Annotated in this window: 17 protein-coding genes and 1 tRNA gene; 10 read left to right on the plus strand and 8 right to left on the minus strand. The window is 58.1% G+C overall.

The genetic code is table 11. The features are described 5' to 3' along the window. Positions 1 to 266 precede the first annotated feature (266 nt). The 3 genes from HFP54_RS22115 to HFP54_RS22125 all read right to left on the minus strand — a co-directional run bounded on the left by HFP54_RS22115 (position 267) and on the right by HFP54_RS22125 (position 2448). A complete protein-coding gene (locus HFP54_RS22115; protein WP_315853957.1) occupies positions 267 to 1547 on the minus strand; it encodes a NupC/NupG family nucleoside CNT transporter in 1281 nt (426 codons plus the stop codon). 6 nt (positions 1548 to 1553) lie between these two features. Beyond that, positions 1554 to 2201 carry a uracil phosphoribosyltransferase gene (gene upp, locus HFP54_RS22120; protein WP_231604590.1) on the minus strand — a complete coding sequence of 216 codons (648 nt, stop codon included), beginning with the start codon at positions 2199 to 2201 and terminating at the stop codon, positions 1554 to 1556. Positions 2202 to 2361: 160 nt separating this feature from the next. Beyond that, positions 2362 to 2448: transfer RNA gene (locus HFP54_RS22125), tRNA-Ser, on the minus strand. A gap of 112 nt (positions 2449 to 2560) precedes the next feature. Here HFP54_RS22125 and HFP54_RS22130 point away from each other — a divergent pair. The 5 genes from HFP54_RS22130 (at position 2561) to HFP54_RS22150 (ending at position 7649) form a co-directional block, all read left to right on the plus strand. Then, entirely contained in the window at positions 2561 to 2956 is a 396-nt protein-coding gene (locus HFP54_RS22130; RefSeq protein ID WP_168566832.1) for a GntR family transcriptional regulator, read from the plus strand. Then, positions 2953 to 3879 (plus strand): ABC transporter ATP-binding protein, encoded by a 927-nt coding sequence (locus HFP54_RS22135; protein ID WP_168566833.1) that lies wholly within the window; start codon positions 2953 to 2955, stop codon positions 3877 to 3879. Before HFP54_RS22130 ends, HFP54_RS22135 begins: the two co-directional genes overlap by 4 nt. Further along, positions 3876 to 5585, plus strand: a complete 1710-nt coding sequence (locus HFP54_RS22140) for a hypothetical protein (RefSeq protein ID WP_168566834.1) — start codon at positions 3876 to 3878, stop codon at positions 5583 to 5585. The genes HFP54_RS22135 and HFP54_RS22140 overlap by 4 nt, the downstream gene beginning before the upstream one ends. Before the next feature lie 391 nt (positions 5586 to 5976). Next, on the plus strand, positions 5977 to 7011 hold the full coding sequence (locus HFP54_RS22145; protein ID WP_146412992.1) for a DUF1559 domain-containing protein: 1035 nt from the start codon (positions 5977 to 5979) through the stop codon (positions 7009 to 7011). A 215-nt stretch (positions 7012 to 7226) separates the two neighbouring features. Continuing rightward, positions 7227 to 7649 (plus strand): transthyretin-like family protein, encoded by a 423-nt coding sequence (locus HFP54_RS22150; RefSeq protein ID WP_146412991.1) that lies wholly within the window; start codon positions 7227 to 7229, stop codon positions 7647 to 7649. Here the strand turns inward: HFP54_RS22150 and HFP54_RS22155 are convergent. Continuing rightward, positions 7646 to 9397: a DEAD/DEAH box helicase gene (locus HFP54_RS22155; RefSeq protein WP_168566940.1), complete on the minus strand. Its 1752-nt coding sequence runs from the start codon at positions 9395 to 9397 to the stop codon at positions 7646 to 7648. The two genes, HFP54_RS22150 and HFP54_RS22155, sit on opposite strands and share 4 nt — an antisense overlap. 101 nt (positions 9398 to 9498) lie before the next feature. Then, on the minus strand, positions 9499 to 10035 hold the full coding sequence (locus HFP54_RS22160) for a hypothetical protein (RefSeq protein ID WP_168566835.1): 537 nt from the start codon (positions 10033 to 10035) through the stop codon (positions 9499 to 9501). A gap of 305 nt (positions 10036 to 10340) precedes the next feature. Here HFP54_RS22160 and HFP54_RS22165 point away from each other — a divergent pair, with 305 nt between their 5' ends. Beyond that, complete coding sequence (locus HFP54_RS22165; protein ID WP_145299836.1) at positions 10341 to 10805, plus strand: hypothetical protein; 465 nt, start codon at positions 10341 to 10343, stop codon at positions 10803 to 10805. Positions 10806 to 10913: 108 nt separating this feature from the next. Here HFP54_RS22165 and HFP54_RS22170 read toward each other — a convergent pair whose 3' ends face one another. After that, positions 10914 to 11927 carry a Gfo/Idh/MocA family protein gene (locus tag HFP54_RS22170; protein WP_146412989.1) on the minus strand — a complete coding sequence of 338 codons (1014 nt, stop codon included), beginning with the start codon at positions 11925 to 11927 and terminating at the stop codon, positions 10914 to 10916. A gap of 736 nt (positions 11928 to 12663) precedes the next feature. On the opposite strand from HFP54_RS22170, the gene HFP54_RS22175 reads away from it, so the two are divergent. From HFP54_RS22175 to HFP54_RS22190, 4 genes are all read left to right on the plus strand, one after another. Then, the gene (locus HFP54_RS22175; RefSeq protein ID WP_146412988.1) at positions 12664 to 13068 is read left to right on the plus strand and encodes a thioredoxin family protein; all 405 of its coding nucleotides are present in this window, start codon (positions 12664 to 12666) and stop codon (positions 13066 to 13068) included. Positions 13069 to 13504: 436 nt separating this feature from the next. Beyond that, a complete protein-coding gene (locus HFP54_RS22180; protein WP_235952193.1) occupies positions 13505 to 14404 on the plus strand; it encodes a UDP-N-acetylmuramate dehydrogenase in 900 nt (299 codons plus the stop codon). 67 nt (positions 14405 to 14471) lie between these two features. Next, complete coding sequence (locus tag HFP54_RS22185) at positions 14472 to 15383, plus strand: cell division protein FtsQ/DivIB (RefSeq protein ID WP_146412987.1); 912 nt, start codon at positions 14472 to 14474, stop codon at positions 15381 to 15383. 126 nt (positions 15384 to 15509) lie between these two features. Beyond that, entirely contained in the window at positions 15510 to 16676 is a 1167-nt protein-coding gene (locus HFP54_RS22190; RefSeq protein WP_168566836.1) for a hypothetical protein, read from the plus strand. A gap of 458 nt (positions 16677 to 17134) precedes the next feature. On the opposite strand, the gene HFP54_RS22195 is transcribed toward HFP54_RS22190, so the two are convergent. Together HFP54_RS22195 and HFP54_RS22200 are read right to left on the minus strand one after the other, a co-directional pair. After that, positions 17135 to 18412: an aminotransferase class V-fold PLP-dependent enzyme gene (locus HFP54_RS22195; RefSeq protein WP_146412985.1), complete on the minus strand. Its 1278-nt coding sequence runs from the start codon at positions 18410 to 18412 to the stop codon at positions 17135 to 17137. A gap of 67 nt (positions 18413 to 18479) precedes the next feature. After that, positions 18480 to 18965: an iron-sulfur cluster assembly scaffold protein gene (locus HFP54_RS22200; protein ID WP_168566837.1), complete on the minus strand. Its 486-nt coding sequence runs from the start codon at positions 18963 to 18965 to the stop codon at positions 18480 to 18482. Between the last annotated feature and the right edge of the window lie 166 nt (positions 18966 to 19131).

Below are 19131 nucleotides of genomic sequence, written 5' to 3' on the forward strand. Positions count from 1 at the left end.
GATGGTCGAAGTAGGGGATGGAGGCGGGCACGGTCCGCTTCGAGAGATTCGCTTGGCATGTCGACGAAGCTGGTCGCGCGGGGAACGGAATGCCCCCGACCGCTGCGATGACCGCCAGGAATGATCACGGACCGCCGAAGCGCATTCTAACCCGGCTCGCGCAGGTTCGCATTGCGTCAGCCCCCGCAGTTTCCAGCCGACTTGTGATCATGCTTTGACTCGGAAGCCACTATGGAAACGACCCTTCAGAGCCACGCGCTGGACGCTTAAGCGATCAGAATTCCGGCGATCGCCCCGGTCATACAGCACGCCAGCAAACCGCCGAACATTGCTCGCAATCCCAGGGCGGCCAGGTCTTGTCGTCGACTGGGCTCCAAACCGCCGATGCCGCCGACCTGAATGCCGATCGCACCGAAATTACTGAACCCCGCCAACGCATAGGTCAGCACCACGGCGGTTCGTTCGCTCAACACACCTTCCGGACCGACTTCCGCTCGGCCGAGCGCGTCAAAGGCGATGAATTCGTTGGCAACGGTTTTCAGCCCGATCAGCCGTCCGGCCTCCATGCATTCGTCCGCCGGAATCCCCATCAGCCAGGCAAAAGGCCAGCACAGGTATCCCAAAATTTGTCCCAGGCTGAACGTAAAGTCCGTCGCGGGCTGAAATAATCCCAGCCGCATACCAGCCCAAATCAACGCATCGGCCAGGTGCCCCAACAAGACATCGATCAACGCAATCAACGCTAAAAATGCGATCAACATCGCGCCGACATTCAACGCCAACTTCAAACCGTCACTCGCGCCTTGGACGGCGGCCCCGATCATGTTGTCGTGCTCGCTGGCGGCAAACACCGAAACCGCGTCGGCCACTCGGTCGGATTCGGTTTCCGGCACCATGACTTTTGCGATCAACAACGCGGCTGGCGCACTGATGACCGATGCCGTCAGCAGGTGAGAAATGTCGATGCCCATGCCGGCGTACACGCCCAACAATCCACCGGTCACAGTCGCAAAACCGCCGGTCATCATCGCGCACAATTCGCTGCGGGTCATCGTTGCCAAGTAAGGCTTGACCACCAGCGGGGCTTCGGTGTGACCGACGAAGACGTTTGCCGCGGCGGCCAAGGTTTCGGCGCCGGTGGTCCCCAACGAAAACCGCATCACCCACGCCATCGCAGCGACCAGCCGCTGCATGATGCCCAAGTGATAAAGAACGCTCATCAGCGAACTGAAGAAAATCACCGTCGGCAACACGCCAAACGCGAACGTGCCCAACAGCGAATCGCCCAGCGGGTTTTCACCGCCGGCGCGAAACAGAAAGCCGCTGCCGGCATCGACACACGCCATGACTTCTTGAAAGACGTCGCCGATGAAGACAAAGAATGCTTTGCCCGGCTTCGTCGCCAACACCAAGAACGCAAGGGTCAACTGCAACAACAGCCCACCGACGACCACTCGCCAAGGAAACTTTCTGCGGTCACTGCTGATCGCCCAAGCCGCTGCGATGAAACAGGCCAACCCCAGAACACAAATCAGCCTTGCTTGCACCGCTACTTAGTCCTGGTTGGGCGTGTCAAAAATGCGGTCGCCGGCATCGCCCAAGCCGGGCACGATGAACGCACGCTCGTTCAATTCGGGATCGACGGCGGCTACAAAAATCTTCACATCGGGAAAGTCTTCGGCGATTCGCTGAATCCCAGGCCTTGCCGCGATAATGCTCAACACGCGAATGTCGCCGACGCCCCAACGTTGCAATCGACGCACGACCAAGTCGATCGAACCACCGGTGGCCAACATCGGATCCAAAATCATTGCGACGTCCGGCGGGCTGCCGTTGGGCAGCTTGTCGTAATAGCCGACCGGTTGTGCGGTTTCTTCGTTGCGATACATCCCCAAGTGCCAAACACTGGCGTCGGGCAAGATCTGCAACACCGGGTCGACCATTCCCAAACCGGCACGCAGCACGGGCACCAATCCGACATCGGCACTGATGCGTCGACAATCCGCGATGGCCACCGGCGTTTGAATCTGGACTTGATTGGTCGGCAAGTGATCCGTGGCCGGCACGCTGATCAACATCGTCAATCGATGGACCGCGGCGCGAAATTCGGCGGGGCAGGTGGTTTCGCAACGGACGACCGACAGATGGTGGTCGACCAAAGGGTGCGAAACCCGAACGACATTACTTGGTTCGCTGGTCAAACGATCGGTTCTCCCGCATCGGCCCCGGTGAAACATTGGTCGATCAGTGGCCGCCGCCGCGATTGGCCCGAAACGGACGGGCCCGCGGGATTGCCCCCGATCAATGGGCCACGCCGCCGGATCCGACGCGTCGACGTTATCGAAGTCCGGCGCGGCCGAGCGGATGGGGTGGGATTCGAACCCACGGTAGAGTCTCCCCTACGACGGTTTTCAAGACCGTTGCCTTCGACCACTCGGCCACCCATCCGGACGCAGGACGCAAATCTACCAAGTCCGTTCCCGAGACGAAACCGACCCAAAATTCGGTTTGACTCGGCCGCTCCCTCTTGTATCATTGGATTAATACAAGAGGTCAATCAATGCAAATCCACGTCCGATCCGATTCGACACCGATCTATCAGCAGATCGTCGATCAGGTCCGGCACCGGATCGTCGCCGGGCTGCTGAAACCCGGCGAAGAAATGCCGACGATCCGAGGGCTGGCTCAATCGCTGCGGGTCAATCCGAACACCATCCAGCGGGCTTATCGCGAACTGGAAAACGAAGGGCTGGTGGAAAAACGACGAACTCGCGGGACGTTCGTTTCCGAATCGCCCACCCGCCAAGGCGTTCGCGAACGGCGACGCCTGCTGATCCCCCACGTCGACCACTTGCTGGTACGTGCCGAAGGCCTGGGCATCGACTTCGATGAACTGGTCGATCTTCTTGACAAACGTCGCCAGAAAATCCTTTCCGATCAGGAGCTCTCGTCATGAATCACGCGATCAAATCATCCGGCGCGGAATCGGCGGTGAAGGTCAGCGGACTGACACGGCGTTTTCGAGGCATGGCGGCTTTGGACGACGTCGACCTGCAGATCCCGTCGGGACAAGTGTTCGGATTGGTGGGCGTCAACGGCAGCGGAAAAACCACGCTGATCCGGCACCTGATCGGCGGATTGATGCCGCAAAGCGGTTCGGTCCGGGTCCTGGGGTTGGATCCGATCGCCGACCGCGTGGACGTCTTGCGACGCACCGGATACCTGACCGAAGAAGACACCCTGCCGCGTTGGATGCGTGTCGGTGAACTGTTGGATTTCTATCGTGGCGTCCAACCCCAATGGGACCAACGATTCGCCGGCGAACTGTGCGACATGTTCCGGCTACAGCGGTCCCAGAAACTGTCCAGTCTTTCCAAAGGCGGTCGTGCACGGGTGGGATTGCTTGCCGCCATCGCTCATCGGCCGGAACTGTTGATCCTGGATGAACCAAGCAGCGGATTGGACCCGATCGCACGGGGCGAGATCCTGGAAACCGTCATTCGGACCGTTAACGACGATGGCCGAACGGTCTTGTTTTCCAGCCATTTGCTGGACGAAGTCGACCGAGTTTGTGATCGCGTCGCGCTGATCCACGGCGGTCGCATCATCGAAGAAGTCGAATTGTTGTCGCTGGGGCAACAGTACGAGGAAGTCGTTGGGCGTTCCGACGGTCCGGAAGCCCCCCTGGACGACTCCGATGCATCCTTTGGTTACAAGTCGGACGGTCAAGAATGGTCAGTGCTGCGGCAAACAGATGATTCGATCAACCCGCCCGAAACGGATCCGTCTTGGGTGACACGCCCCGCCACGCTGTCCCGCTGGTTCGACGCCCGTGTCAGCCAGCAAGAGAGCCGGATCCCGCAGGAGTCAGCATCATGAATTCGACCACGTTTTTGGGGCGTTTGCTGTTTGCACGACACCGATGGTTCTTGCTGACCATGGTCCCGATGTTGATCGTCACGGCCTTGCTCGGACACGCATCACTGTCGTTGGCCCCCCAGACGACTTTGTCGGATGTGTGCGTTCAACTGTTCTGCCTCACCATGATCGTCGCGTTCTGCGGCGGTGCGATCTTGCTGGATTTCTGCCCTCAAGGCGATGTGGGCGGCTTGTCGGGAATGTTCGAACCTTGGCTGCTTCGCACACCATTATCCACTTGGCGTTTGGCGTTGGTTCCGATCATCGCCAAAACCGTTTGGATCCTGACGCTCTGGTTACTGCTGCTGGCCTTGTTCGTACATAGCGCCGTCAACGTCCGGTTGGATTTGGTTTCGATCCTTGCGCCGCCGATCACGCTGTCAGCAATCAGCATCGGCCTGAGTGCGATTTTGTGGCGTCCCTACGCCAGCAGTCTGCGACGTATGGCGCTGCTGATGCTGTACGCCGTGGTCTGCTACGGCCTGTTGTTTGCAGTGCTCACGGCCTGTTTTGAACAACAGCGATTCCACTGGTTTGTGCGAACCGGCACATTGGTCGGCTGCGTTTTGGTGTGGATGTTGTTGGTCCGTGTTGCCGTCGCACAATTGGAACAATCGCGTAGCCACAGCTTGGGGCGTATCGCGGCATCGCCCCGTCCTGATCTTCAATCGTGGTGGTGGACGTTGGACCGACAACCGTGGCCCTGGGCGACGGGTGATTACAGGGGCGCGTTGCGATGGCACGACGCGGCACGGGCGCGCCGTGACGTCACCCGATCGTTGTGCTGGATCGCCGCTCCGGTGCTTTTCTTGGTTTGTTGGCAATGGCCCATGATCGGCATGCTGGCGTTTCTGGTGCCTTGCATGGTCCTTTGGACTTTGTTCAACGCCTGTGCCGCGATCTATGAACCACGTGGTTTCAGCGACCGATCGCCGTTGCCGGAATATCTGATCTCATTGCCGCTTTCGGAATACGATCTTTTCCGCTCTCGTCTGTCGGTGACGGTGCGAACAGCCGTGACATGGTCAGCCGCCTTGACGACCGGGATCGCGATCGCGACGTGGTTGGGCGGTCATCATGAAACGATCTTTCGGCTGTGGCGACTGGGCGACGCCGGTTGGATCAAGCCGACATGGATGGGAGTGGGGGCGACGCCGAAACTGATCAGCTTGTGGGTGGTTCTTTGGGCGTCGTTGTTGACACTGGGACTGGGGCGGGTCATCGCGTTTCAGTGGATAGTTTCCTCCGAACACGCACGCTGGCTGGTCTACGGTTGCCTGACGGTGATTTTGTCAGTGATCGTCGGAACCATCGCTTGGATCCTGTGGCAAATCAGCAATCGTCCTTGGGATCAGATCCGCGAAGACGTGGTGGCGGCGGCGCAGTACCTGCCCTGGATCGTTGGCACACTGTTGACAGCCAAAGGGATTCTGGCGGCTGCCGAAAGCCATCGCTTGACTCGCCACGGCTGGATCAAGCCTCGAGAACTATGTTCCATCTGGGCAATCTGGGCAGCCTTTGTCGCCACCACCGCAATCATTTTGTGGTTGTTGAAACCTTACGCCCCGTTGGGAATCGCCTCCGTTTTGGCGGTCAGCGCGCTGACGATGCCCCTGTGGCGGTTGCTGCGAATCATCGGCGGGATTCGGTCCAGCCTTCACCAGTGACAATCATGGTTGCAGACGCAAACTTTCGCGGGAACGCTGCCATTCGCCGCGGGTTCGTGGCGTCAGCCAATCATGTCGCGTCCGTGTGCGACAAATGAAGATTTCATAAATCTTCGAATCCTCGAAACTGGATGGTTAAGCTTTCGCTCACAGAAAGCTTGCATCAAGCCTAACGTTTTGCTCACTGAACACGTTTCATTGGTGGACAATCGTCCGTTAGCACCGGCGGGACTTTCGTCGCTGCTGCCTGGCGGTTTCAATGCAATGAACACGCGTCTTGGTGCGCCCCAGAAACCGCCCCAATGGATCGACGGAACGGGCGGATATCCCGACGGATCGACCTTTTTTCACACAGCACTTTTTTCATCTCCATCCGACGGACAAACGAGTGATGAAGCGAAACGGTTTCACTCTGGTTGAATTGCTGGTGGTCATCGCGATCATCGGAATCTTGGTCGCCCTGTTGTTGCCAGCCGTGCAATCGGCCCGCGGCGCGGCACGGCGAATGAGCTGCCAGAACAACATGAAGCAGTTGGGACTTGCCGCCCATAACTTCGAAAGCACCTACAAGAAGTTCCCGCCGGGGCTGACGACGTTCGTCAACAATAGCCCTCGGGACTGGTACGGCAACACCGTCTTCACCTACATCCTGCCCTACCTGGAACAACAGTCGATCTACGACAAGTGGGACTGGTCGGACACGTACGAAGCGGCCCAAAACAACACCAGTGACCCATTGGACCCGACGATCAAGTCGGTCGATGCGGCATCGGCTCAAGTGGTACCGACCTATTTGTGCCCGAGCGACGTGGCACCGGAAACGGTGTTCGAGCTGGATTATGACCGCACGGGTTATGCCACGGGTTACTTCAGCCTGTGTAGCTACTTGGCCAACGGCGGAACCCACAGCACCTACTTCCGCGACACCGACATGCAGGACGACGGCATGTTCTTCATGACCGGTGATGACAGCCAACCGGAAAGCTACCAGCGATTCTTGGAAGACGGCAAAGCGCCGGCCCGCTTCGCCGATTGCATCGACGGCACCAGCCAAACGTTCTTGTTCGGCGAACGTTTCCATTACGACCAATTCTTCGACGCCAAGCTGCACAACGTTTCCCGCAAATACAGCCGTTACCCGATCAACCGCTGGGGTGCCTGGGCCTGGACCGGTGGCGGCAACGGCACGACGCACGTGTTTGGATCGACTCGCGTTCCGCCGAACTATCAAACCCCCGAAGACGCACCGTCGTCTTATGCTTCGGTCAACTTGCGGATGTCGGCTTTCGGCAGCGGTCATGTCGGCGGAACCAACTTTGCCTTCACCGACGGCAGCGTCGCTTTCATCAGCGATTCGATCAACATGGTGACTTACCAAGCCCTAAGCACCAAATCGGGTCGCGAGATCCTGGACGAAGAATATTGATCCGTTGGTCGTGACCCGACGAGTGTTTGGTCACGGCAATCCGACGCTGATCGAATCCCCCCGCGTCTGTCACGGGCCCTGCCGCGTGCAGACGCGTTTTTTTTGAATCGCCCCGTTTATCTGTGTCGGGGACGTCGACCAACTCACCACTTGCGAAAACGACCGTGCGGTGCCAGACGATTTTGCGTCGCACCGGCCCGGCGTGTGAATGAATCATGCAACGCCACGTTATCTTTGCTTTGTTGATCCCCGCCGTGCTGTTGATGGTGGGATGTGATTCCGGAATCGAACTGGGACAGGTCACCGGCACAGTGACCAAGGACGGCGAGCCTGCGCCGGAAATCTGGATCAACTTCATGCCCGATCCGGATGAGGGCACCGAGGGTGCGATCTCCAGTGCGATCACCGACGAAGACGGCCGATATGAATTACAGTACCAGGGCGAAACCAAGGAACCTGGTGCAGCGGTCGGCAGCCATCGTGTGGTGGTCAACGACCTGGTCCCCGAAAACTTTCGTGGACAAGGTCGTCCGCCGAAATCGCGTGTTCGACCGGAGATGATGCACGCAGGCGACACTCCGTTTCGATTTGAAGTCAAACCTGGCCAGCAACAGATCGATATCGATTTGGATATCTAGGCGACTTTTTTGCCGCCGGGTGCACGCAGATCAAACAGCCCGAAGATCTCTTCTTTGGTCAGCCCGCTGCTTCGCGTCGGCGCATCGGTTTCGCCTTGGGCAAACAGTTCATCGAACATTTGCCGCTTTTGATCCAGCACGTCGGCGATTCGTTGTTCGATCGTGTTTGCTGCCAACATTCGTGTCACGGTGACCGAACCGGCGGCGCCGATGCGGTGGGCGCGATTGATCGCTTGGTCTTCCACCGCAGGATTCCACCAGCGATCGAATAGAAACACGTAGCGACAGAACTGCAGGTTCAGACCGACACTGCCGGCGCCGTAACTCATCAGGATCACGTGAGAATCCGGATCGTTTTTGAAGCGATCGATCACTTGTTCGCGTTGCTTGTGGGGCACTTTGCCGTGGTATTCCAGCGGCCCGAACGCTTCCAGCGGTCCCTTTAGCTTTTCGATCGTCTTGGTCCATTGGCTAAACACGATCGCCTTTTGGCCACTGGCGGCGACCTCTTCCATGTCCGCGACCAACTGATTCTTCTTCGCACTGCTGCCGGTCACCGGGTCAAAGTTGCAGATCTGCTTCAATCGCAACACCAATTCGAATACATGCTGGACGGTCAGTGCCTGTTCCAGTTCTTCCAGGTGAATCACGCCTTCCGATTCGGCTGCTTCGTACCGCTCCCATTGCTCCGGTGTCAGGTCTAGTTCGGAATCGCGATACAGCTTTGGCGGCATGTCGTCCAAGACCATGTCTTTGGTACGCCGCAAGATGTGCTCGCGTGACGCTTTGGCCATCGCGGTCATCGGCATGCCGGGCGACAGATACCCCGGCGACAAAAAATCGAAGATGCCGACCAAATCATCGGGACTGTTTTCCACCGGCGTACCGGTCAGCGCCCAAGATCGCGTACGCGAGATGCTTTTGACGACTTCGCTGGTGGTGCTGGTCCGGTTCTTGATGCGTTGGGCTTCGTCCAACACGCACAGGTCGAAATGATTGCCTTCATCCAAGACGTCATCTCGGTCCCGCATCAACAGTTCGTAATTGGCAATTTTGACGGGCACTTCACGACTGGCCCACTGGAACCGTCGCTTGGCCTGGTTGCCTTCGATCGCCGCGACGGGGACTTCCGGTGCCCAAGTCTTGAATTCCCTCAGCCAGTTCGACACCAAGGGTTTGGGGCAGATCAACAAGACATTGCGGACTTCGCCGCTGCACAACAACAGACGAATCGTGCTGATTGCCTGCATCGTCTTTCCCAATCCCATTTCGTCGGCCAGCACACAACTGTACCGCGGAAACATGAACGCAATGCCGTCCAGTTGGTATGGGAACGGCTCAAATGGAAAATTCAATTGACCGCTGCCGACCAGCGAATCCAACGGCGGTTGCAGCAGGTAGTACAGCCGGTCTTGAAGTTTGACCACGTCGCTGGGTGGTCGAATGCGAGTGGATGTGCGGGCCGGTCGATCCTTTTTGGGACGTTTCCGTTTCTGTGCCGACGCGTCAGCATTGCCGGAGTTCGACGTGGTGTCGTTGGGCAATTGCCAATGACTGCCTTCGGGGAAAACGAACCCGGTCGCGCGGCACTTCAGCGATGTCGCACGAATCGTCACAGATCGAGGACGGATCGGTTCGATGTCCAGAGTGTGCGTACCGGAGGGAACCAGATCCTTGACCGACCAACTGTTGGCGTCATCCAACGTGGCGACGAGGTCTTCGCCATTTCGTGAATGTCCCGAACGCATCGCGACCGGATCAGGTCGAACGATCTCTCTGGCGGCAAGATCGGCCGGCCGAAAAGCACGCAACAACGGTGGGCTCGATTCGAAGGAGTGATCGTCCGCGGTCATGCTGCCCGTGCCAACTGAGAATGCGCCTCGCGGATCGCTTCGTGAATTCGGTCGAAGGGTTCTTCGACATCCGGAAAGCTGGGCAAAGCTTCGTTCAAAGACTCGACGCGTGGCAAATGTTCCATCGCGACCAGCAAATCGCTGCCGGCGAAACGGGCTTCGGCGGCCCCGGCGATCATGTCCGGCGCGATCGGTCCCTCGTCGTCCTGGGCAGCTTGACGCACCAGTGCAACCGGACAGTCCGCCAAAGTGTCCAGCGCCATCGCTTCGGCCTGGCGACACAATATCATCGACAGCGGACAGCGACAGCTTTTTAGCAGCACCGACGCAATCACTTCCCCGATCAAGTGATCACGGATCGTGGGTCCGAACAAAATTTCGTGTGTTTTGGTCGGACGAACGGGCAGCGTGCAACGAAACTCCAGCGGTCGCCCCGTCTCATTCAACACCAACAGCCCGCCCGTCCAGCCGGTCGCTTCGCTGTGGACGACACCGTAAAAACCGAGAGCTGGAGGCGAACTAGTGTGCGTCATGCGGCTGGAAATGGGGGTGCAATGGCGGACGCGGAATCGGTCGAATAAAAAATCTGCGACGCCGACTTCAGGTGATACTTCCGAATGTTGGTTTCGGTCACCAAGCGATTCGGACTTTAACGGTCGATCCGAATCAATCGGTCAGGGATTCGGGCGGAAAATTCCAGCCTTTTACGGGGTTTCGCTCACGACACCGCGCAAATTTGCCGGGTCATCCGCATTTCCTGGTCACCCCTGGAAACGCCGGGTTATAATCGGCCAAGTTGTCACACCTTGTCCGATTCCCGCTGCCCCAAAGTGACGCGATGTCATACGAACAAGAGCCGCTTTCGCCCATGTTTCGCATCGATGTTTCGCCCGAAGCGGAAACACGCCCCGAGGCGACTTTTGAACAAGTGACGATCCAGTTGCTGCAACAACTCGTTTCCACCCAACAGCAACAGAACAAGTTGCTGGAGTCGTTGGTGCAGCAAAACGCCGCCGCTCAGCAACAGCGTTCAAACGAACTGCAACAGTGGCGTCAAGCGAATCCGGGATTGTCCAAAGACTGTCGCGAAGCCGCCGAGCTGTTAAGCGAGGTGCAAACCCGTTTTCTGGCGAATCTGACCGAAGAAATTCGTGATTCCGGCGAGCATTTGGTCGAAGGCGAATTCATGATGAACGAGTTCGTCGATCGCTTCGGTCCACGGATGGCCCATCTGAATGGCATCCTGCAAGTGTTGGCTCAATTGGGCACCGGCGAATCCGCCGCCCAGCAACAAGAACAGTAAGCCTTCGCTGGCTTTTGGCCGACGGACGACGTGATTCGCTGGCGGTACACGATTTCGCCAGCCGACTCTTTTTGCCGAATCAATCCGACGACAACCGCTTGCGCCGGATCAGCCGGCGGCGATGTCGATTCGTTGCCCGGTACGACTGCTCTGTCGCGCGGCGACCAAGATTTCGTTGGCTCGAAATGCGTCCTGCAGATCGCTGATGCTGCGGACCAGACTGGTCACCCCACGGTGAAACTGGACCAGCAACTGTTCGCCCACGGGGCATTCGGCGTCCAAAGATTCGACGTGACGTCCGGCATCATCGAACCAGACCAAAGAGCTGGGCAGATCCAAAAACGCGATGCCTCTTTCGCAACAAACGTGCATGTCGGCGGGCCGGCGAAACGTCAACGCTTCCTGCCACTGCGAAGGGATGTAGTTCCCGCTGCTCATTTGTGCGATCACGGGGGGGTGATCACCGGTGGGACCGAAATTCAACGTCAAACTGCGATAGCCGGATTCCGGTCTTCCGCCGCCGCCTTCTTGGGTCGGTGGATCGGCCGACAACACCGTCGATGGTTCGCGTCCGACCACATAGCGGCACCAATCGATCGTCTCGACCAGTTCACGCTCGTTATCGCAGTGCCCGTTGTCGCCACGCGGTGACGGTTGGTCCAAACGACGGTGGCAGAACAGCATTTTCGGCTGGCCCAATCGCGTCGCGATCAGCTCCTTCAACCGCAGCGTCGCGGGGGCAAATCGACGCGGAAATTCCGTCATGAATGCGACACCGGAATGCTCGATCCGCTCGCGGATTTCGCGGTCAGCCGCCGGATCGAATCTCAGATCGCTGGCCCAATAAACCGCTTTGCCGGCTTCGCATGCGGCCAGAGCGGGCAGCCAGCCCAACCAGGATCGTTCCAAAACCAAAATCGCATCGATATCGGATCGAGCGCAAATCGCACGATAGCCGTCGACCGGATCGGCCTGAAATTCCGCCGCACAGCTTTCGGCAAGCTTGGGCACCGTCCCGTAAACGGCACGGACGTCGAAACGGTCCTGCAGCACGCGTAACGCCGGACGATGGCGTGCTTGCCAAGCGTTCCCCAGCCCGATCAATCCCAGGTTCAATTTCATTCACGCCCCCGTAGCGCGACGCACCGCCGACGTTCAAACGCATCGGATAGGGTCGACGCGATCCATCGGCGTAACAAGTTGTCACCAAGGCGGCTCTGGGGAGGAAACCAAGATCCCCTCCGCATGACGGAAGCTCGGATAAAAAAACGGATGCCTCGTAACCGCTTGGCTTTCAACAGTTTAGCGTTTGCACGCCGGCGAGACAGCCCGCCAAAACGGAACCTTAACAAGGCACTACTGGTCGGCAAACCGCCATGAAGCCACAGCCCCTTGCGGCCCCCTTGGCGACTCCTATACTCCGCCCAGCTTGCCCGGCAGCGATAGTCGCCAAAGCTTCGCCAGACTCACTATCTGGGGGGGGATTGGCGTAGGAGGCCGGGTATTTGGGATGCTCGATGCGACGGACGGTCCCCGAAAGAATTCGGGCCAATTTCGTCACGGACGGCTCTCTTTTCGTTTTCCGACACGACACGGGGTTTTCGCGTGATCGATCGTCCACCTTGGAAACAGGGGTTCGTTCGGAGCAGCGTCAAACACCGGGTCAATTCGAAAAGAATTCGGATCGTCGGCTGATCTTCGAGAAGTTTGGCTGGGTTCAAGGATTCTGTTTTTCTCCCTTTTCACCTCGGGAAACCGCATCCAACGTTTGACGTCATGCGGTGGTGCCCGTCTGATTCGCCGGCAAGGTGCCGGCACCTTGGTCCCAAAGCCAGTCCCTGGAACGAGGAAGCTTTGCATGTTTTTGCTGCTATTTGCCGCAGCCGTCACGACAGCCAGCCACGTTGAAACGCTGCCCAGCGATTACAACCTGGCGTACAAGCAATCTGTCGCTGAACACAAACCCCTGATGGTCATGGTCGGCGCCCCATGGTGCCCGGCATGCAACGTCATGAAGGACACCACGCTGAAGAGTATCGAACAGTCCGGCGAACTGTCTCAAGTCAGCTTTGCCGTTGTCGATCGCGACGCTCAGCCTGAATTGGCCGAACAGTTGCTGAAGGGTGAAAAGATGATCCCGAGATTGATCGTCTTCACCAAAATCGATGGTGCGTGGAAGCGTGAAGAGCTGAAGGGTTACCAGCCCACGCAGCCCGTCCGATCGTTGATCCGCCGCGCCGTTTCGCGCGTGCACAACAACTGATTTTCGGGATTGCCGAATCCGTTTTTGGCAATCCGAAGTCAATCGACATGGCCTCGTTCCCGAAGATCCCCGTGTTTACGGGCCTGGGAATCGGGGCCAGTGAAAATCTGCGACGAATCGCCCCGGCCCGCTTTCCACCGGTCGGGGCTTCTGGGTCGCGTGTTTGGTGAAAAACCATCGTGATCGGTGACGCCATGTGGGGCCCGCCGATCCGTCGGGATGCGCATCCACGGCGTTCGAAAGAGGTGATTCTTCTGCGATCGTCACGAAACAGGCCGAAACTTCGGGCTGAACGCGGACGTCATTTCTCGCTAGGATTGTCGCTGCACCGATGACCGCCGGTTCCCACTCATTGGTTTCAATGGCGTGGAACGACGAATATCTGAATGATCGCGTCGGCGCAACTGCAACCTCTGAATCCCCACCCACTGACGCCATGGAAGCCGAAGCGAAGGGCATGAACTTTCCAGACGAATTGTCCCATTTGGTCCGTACTGATGAACCGCTCGGCCCTTTGGTCTGGCTGGGAATCGGCGGGCCCGCTCGTTTCTTTGCCGAGCCCTTGGACTGGGACCAGTTTGCCCAGCTCTACTCGTTTGCCGTCGCCGAGGGGATGGCCGTGCGAGTTTTGGGAAGCGGCAGCAATGTTTTGGTGCGTGAAGCCGGTTTTGACGGGCTGGTCTTGTCGATGGCCGCGGCCCCGACAAGCGAATTGAAGATTGATGGCAACCGTTTGGTTGCTGGAGCAGGGGCAAAATTGTCCAACGCCGTGATCAAATCCGTCGGCGCCGGCTTGGCAGGGCTGGAACACCTGATCGGGATCCCGGGAACGGTTGGCGGAGGCGTGATCGGTAATGCTTCGGCCGGCGGACGCGATCTTGGATCGGCCGTGGCGGAGATTTCCGTGCTCGACAGCACCGGTACACGGCGATCGATCAGCCAGGAAGATGCCGGATTTGGTCACCGAAAAACGTCGCTGGTCGGCCAAATCGTGTGCGAAGTCACCTTTCAGTTGGAACCCAGCGATATCACCGCGCTGAACAAGCGGATGCAGAAGCTGTGGATCAGCCGCAATTCACAGCGGCCCAGTCAGCACAGTCGAATCGCCATGCCATTTGTCGATCCCGATGGCATTTCAGCCGACGAATTGATCCAGAATGTTGGGCTGGCGGGCATCCGCGAAGGCGACGTGTCGCTGGACAGCCGCCAACCGAATTATTTGATCGCCCACGAAGGGGCGACCAGCGAACAGTGCGTGCGGCTGATCGATCGCATCCGCGAACAAGTCCACCTGCAAACCGGGGTCGACTTGCAGCTGAATCTACAGATTTGGTAGCACAGATCGAACTGAAACGCGTTGGGCCTCGGAAAACCAGGCCGTTGACTTTGGAAGGATCAGAACGTTGGCGAAGGATTCGCCCCAACAGGATTCGCCACGGCCTATACGCCGTCTGCTGACCCGGCTGATCAAAGCTCCCGCGGTCCTGGCCATCCTTTGGCCTGCACTGTTGCTTTGCGTGGGCTACTGGGCCTGGCACCAATGGGGCGCCGAACACTTGGCACGCCGGTATTTTGGTGTCCGCGAAGAACAGATCACCGTTTCCGAACCGCCGGAATCGATCCGCAGCAAAGTCGCTGATTTGGTCACCGATGTCTACGAAGACACCGCGATGGACCAATTGTCTTTGCTGGATGCCGGTGCGTCATCAAAAATTGCCTCGGCGTTCGCGATCCACCCGTGGGTTCGCCAAGTCATCAGCGTGCGAAAATTGCCCGGTGGCGCGGTCGACGTCCGCCTGGCGTATCGCCGCCCCGCTGCAATGATTTACTCGGCCGGCGAAAACGGGTTCTTTGCCGTCGACGGTGACGCGGTGCTGTTGCCCGACAAGCATTTCAGCCCCAGCGATACCGAGCGGTACTGTCACATCTTCGTGCCACAATTCAAACCGTCGCGGAATCAACTAATTCCCGGCCAAGCTTTTGGTGACCCCCGGATTCGAGCCGCCGCGAAACTGGCCGATTACTTAAACATTGCCAAGTCCGTCTCGGATGCCGGCGATGTTCAAGTCCGGGCGATCCAAGTGGTCGGTGATCCCAGGCAAAACCCTGAACCGCAGTTGGAGGTGCTACAGGGCACTCGTCAGCAACTGGCCGCCCATTACCGCGGCGACAGCAACGCATTGCAGCGAGTGTTCTGGGGCAGCGCACCTGGATCGGAAATGCCCGGCGAAGTCGCCGCCTCGATCAAACTGCAACGCCTCATTGCTGGCGTCGCCCCCGGCGCCAACCTCAGCATGGCCACTCAGCCCCACTAGGCACCCATCTGCGATCCTGTTGATCTCCAACCGAAGACATCCAGATCTTCTTGGATGGTGCCACCCACCATCTACTTGACTTGGGTGAGCGGATTTGGCAGATTTTGGTCTAGGAGGAGATGTCCGATGCCGCGACCGCAGCGTTCTGAACAATTCGACCCGGGTGAAGTCTGTATAGTGCACGTGGTGCAGCGGTGCGTCCGGCGGGCGTTCTTGGCGGGCGTGGATCGAGATTCAGGCAAAGATTATTCGTTTCGCAAAGAATGGATTCGCCGACGCATGGAAGCACTTGCCTCGGTCTTTGCCGTCGATGTGCTTTCCTACGCGGTAATGAGCAACCACATGCACCAGATCCTTCGTAATCGCCCGGATGTCTGCTGCCAGTGGACCGACCAGGAAGTCGCAATTCGATGGTTGCGAGTGTTCCCCGGTCGCAGACTCGAGGAACATCTTGCTGAACCCACAGAAAACGACGTCCAAGCGCTAGTGCGCGACAAGGAAAGGCTGGCCGAAATCCGCAGGCGTCTGGCGGATATCTCGTGGTTCATGCGGGCGTTGGCCGAACCGATCGCTCGCATGGCGAACAAACAAGACGATTGCACGGGGCGTTTTTGGGAAGGACGCTTCAAGTGCCAGCGGATCGTCGACGAGGCGGGCCTGCTGGCGTGCAGCATGTACGTGGATCTGAATCCGGTTCGTGCAGCGATGGCCGAGTTCCCCGAACAAACGCCACACACCAGCGTTTACGATCGGGCCAAAGCACGCCAGGGTGCCAAACTGGCTTCGGCTGCATTCGACTTGCAGCCAACTCCAACGGATGAAGCCGGCCGAAAAATCCGTGACACTCCGGTTGACGAAATTCGCCAAGAACGAAAACAGAAACAACGAAACCCAACGGGTCGAATGATTCGGCGTGATGGGTGGCTCAGCCCGCTGACCCTGTCAACAGACAAACTATCCGATGAACCGGAGGTCCACACCGGTGGCCTGCGTAGCAGCGACAAAGGTTTCCTGAACATGTCATGGAAGGATTACTGGGAACTGCTTTGTTGGACGGCCAGACAGTCAGCCGAAAAGCTGAACCCCAGAGTGCCTGCGTCTTTGCGGAAGACACTGCAAACGCTAGGCATCGACCTGTCGATGTGGCGTGATCTGGTATGGAACTGGCAAAGGTATTTTGGAAATAGCGTGTGCGTGGGTCGGCCCGAATCCATCAAACAGCATGCCGCCAAGACCGGTCATCACCACCATCGGGGTCAAGCCGCGGTGAGAAGCTGCTTCGCACCGGGTTAATGCCCCAGGCCGCTCCGACTCGGGTCCATTCGACGTTGCCTGCGTTTGTTTCGCAGGCAACGATACGACCTCGCGCTGCAGCGCCCCCAACTTGGTAACCACCCAATGCTAAGGCTGCTTCGAATGGAAAGCTATCGCCTGTGTTCCAAGCGAATCCGCCGAATCTGAAAAACGGTGGTCCTAAGTGCGCAGGGCCAAAAACGACGGGCCAGAAACGACAGGCCGACCGCGTGTGCCTCAAGACGTGTCATTGCTTGCGATCAAAACGAATCAACCACTCATAAAGGTTAGATTCAACCTGCAACCGCACGAAATCCGCTGAAGCACCGGCCGAAACAAACGTCTCCGATGCAACAGCGAAGATTGACCGACAACCTTCGTCAACCCTGAAAGCCAAAATCGCTGAACGCAACAATCGAACTGCCCTGCACTGGCCCGCGTTATTGACCCCCGTCCCCTTAAACGCGGCGGCGGCGAGAGGTGCGGTTCAAGAAGCGGTTGCGGGTGGTTTTGACGGCGTCGATCAAACGAGTGGCTTCGTCAGCGGAATTGTATAGATAGAAACTGGCACGACAGGTCTGCGCCAATCCCAGCGATTCATGCAACGGCATCGTGCAATGGTGACCGGCACGAACCGCGATGCCGTCCAAATCCAACGACTGCGACAAGTCGTGGGCGTGGATGCCGTCAACGACAAAGCTGACAATCCCACTTTTGTGTTGCGGTGCGGGACCGATCACTGTCAAACCATCGATCTGCCGTAACCCTTCATCGGCAATCTGACACAATTGTTGCTCGTGACGATGAATGCGTTCGAGTCCAATCGATTGCAGATAACGAATCGCGGCGGCCAAACCGACGGCTTGCGCGATCGGCGGCGTTCCGGCTTCAAATTTCTCTGGAAGCCGGGCGGGCTGGAAACCATCGCAGGTCACCAAGTGAATCATTCCGCCGCCACCGAGAAACGGCGGCATCGCATCCAACAGTTTTTCTTTTCCGTAAAGCACGCCAATGCCCGTGGGGCCACACGCCTTGTGACCGCTGAAGACCACAAAGTCGGCATCCCAGTCACGAACGTTGACGGTGTGGTGGGGCACAGCTTGGGCGGCATCAACCAAGACCGTCGCACCATACTGATGCCCGAGTTCGGTCCAGCGTTTGACCGGATACTCGGTTCCCAGTGTGTTGCTAGCCGCGGCGAACGCGAACAACTTGGGCTGATACGTTTCCAACGCATCGGCGACGACTTGTGAGTCAATCAGGTAGTCATCACCGACGGGCAACCATTGCAGTCGACATCCGGTCCGTGCCGCCACTTGTTGCCAAGGGACGATGTTCGCATGGTGCTCGCTGATCGGCAGCAACACCACGTCGCCGGCGCCAAGGTTATCCACACCCCAGCTATGGGCAACCGTATTGATCGCCGCGGTACAACCAGCAGTGAAAACGATTTCGCGGCTGCTGCCGGCCCCGAGGAAATCGGCCACCGTTTGGCGAGCCGCTTCGTATTCGGCGGTCGCTTCTTCGCTGAGCGTATGAATGCCACGATGCACATTCGCATAGCCTTCGCGATAAAACGAATTGACGGCTTCGATCACCTGATCGGGACGCTGGGTGCTGGCTGCGTTATCCAAGTAAATCAAGTCTGCGCCGCTAGCGGCTTTGCGCGCCAGGATCGGAAAGTCCGCGCGAATCGCGTCGACATTCAGCGGAGATGTCATGACGTCTGTATTCATGAAATTAGTTCGCTTCGTTGGCACTTGGAATGATGTGAACTGCCCATCGCATCCGCTCGCGTCGACATCAGCTTTCTTCACCCAAACTTGGGCCACCGAACTGAACCACGGAGTCGTCGGATTCATCGTCGAGTGGGCGATCAATGGCACGGTCCAGACACCGCCATGGCAGCAAAGCGCACTTCTGCTGTCCGGGCTTCAAACTTTCGCCATACAGATCCACCATGTCCGATGCCGTCATTTGTCGAACCGCGTCGATCGCTAGTCCGTCAACATGTTGGCACAGCATCGATGCGGCGGCCTGACAAACGACACTTCCATCGGCATGAAATCCGACTTCGTCGATCTCGCCGTCTTCCAGACGCAATTCGATTCGAACACGATCGCCAGTAAACGGGTTGGAAATTTCGGCAGCGTGTGTGGGCTGGTCGACGCCGCCAAGGCCGAACGGATCCTCGTAATGATCACGCACTCGGTCATCGCCACCGACCAGGGCCACTGGGTCGTCTTGCGGATCAAGGCTATCGGACGAGTCGGCAGCGGGCGGGCACATAACTTGACTGACTTTTCGCTACAGCAGGTGTTTTTAACATCAGTGTAGGAGTCAATGACCGTTTCGACGAGCGGGACGTTCACGAAAAAGGCGAGGATTCCGAATTCGAAACCCTCGCCGATGATCCGCCAAGCCAGAAGAACACTAATCAGGTGGGCTGGAGCAC

It is taken from the genome of Crateriforma spongiae (assembly GCF_012290005.1).
Classification (GTDB): domain Bacteria; phylum Planctomycetota; class Planctomycetia; order Pirellulales; family Pirellulaceae; genus Crateriforma; species Crateriforma spongiae.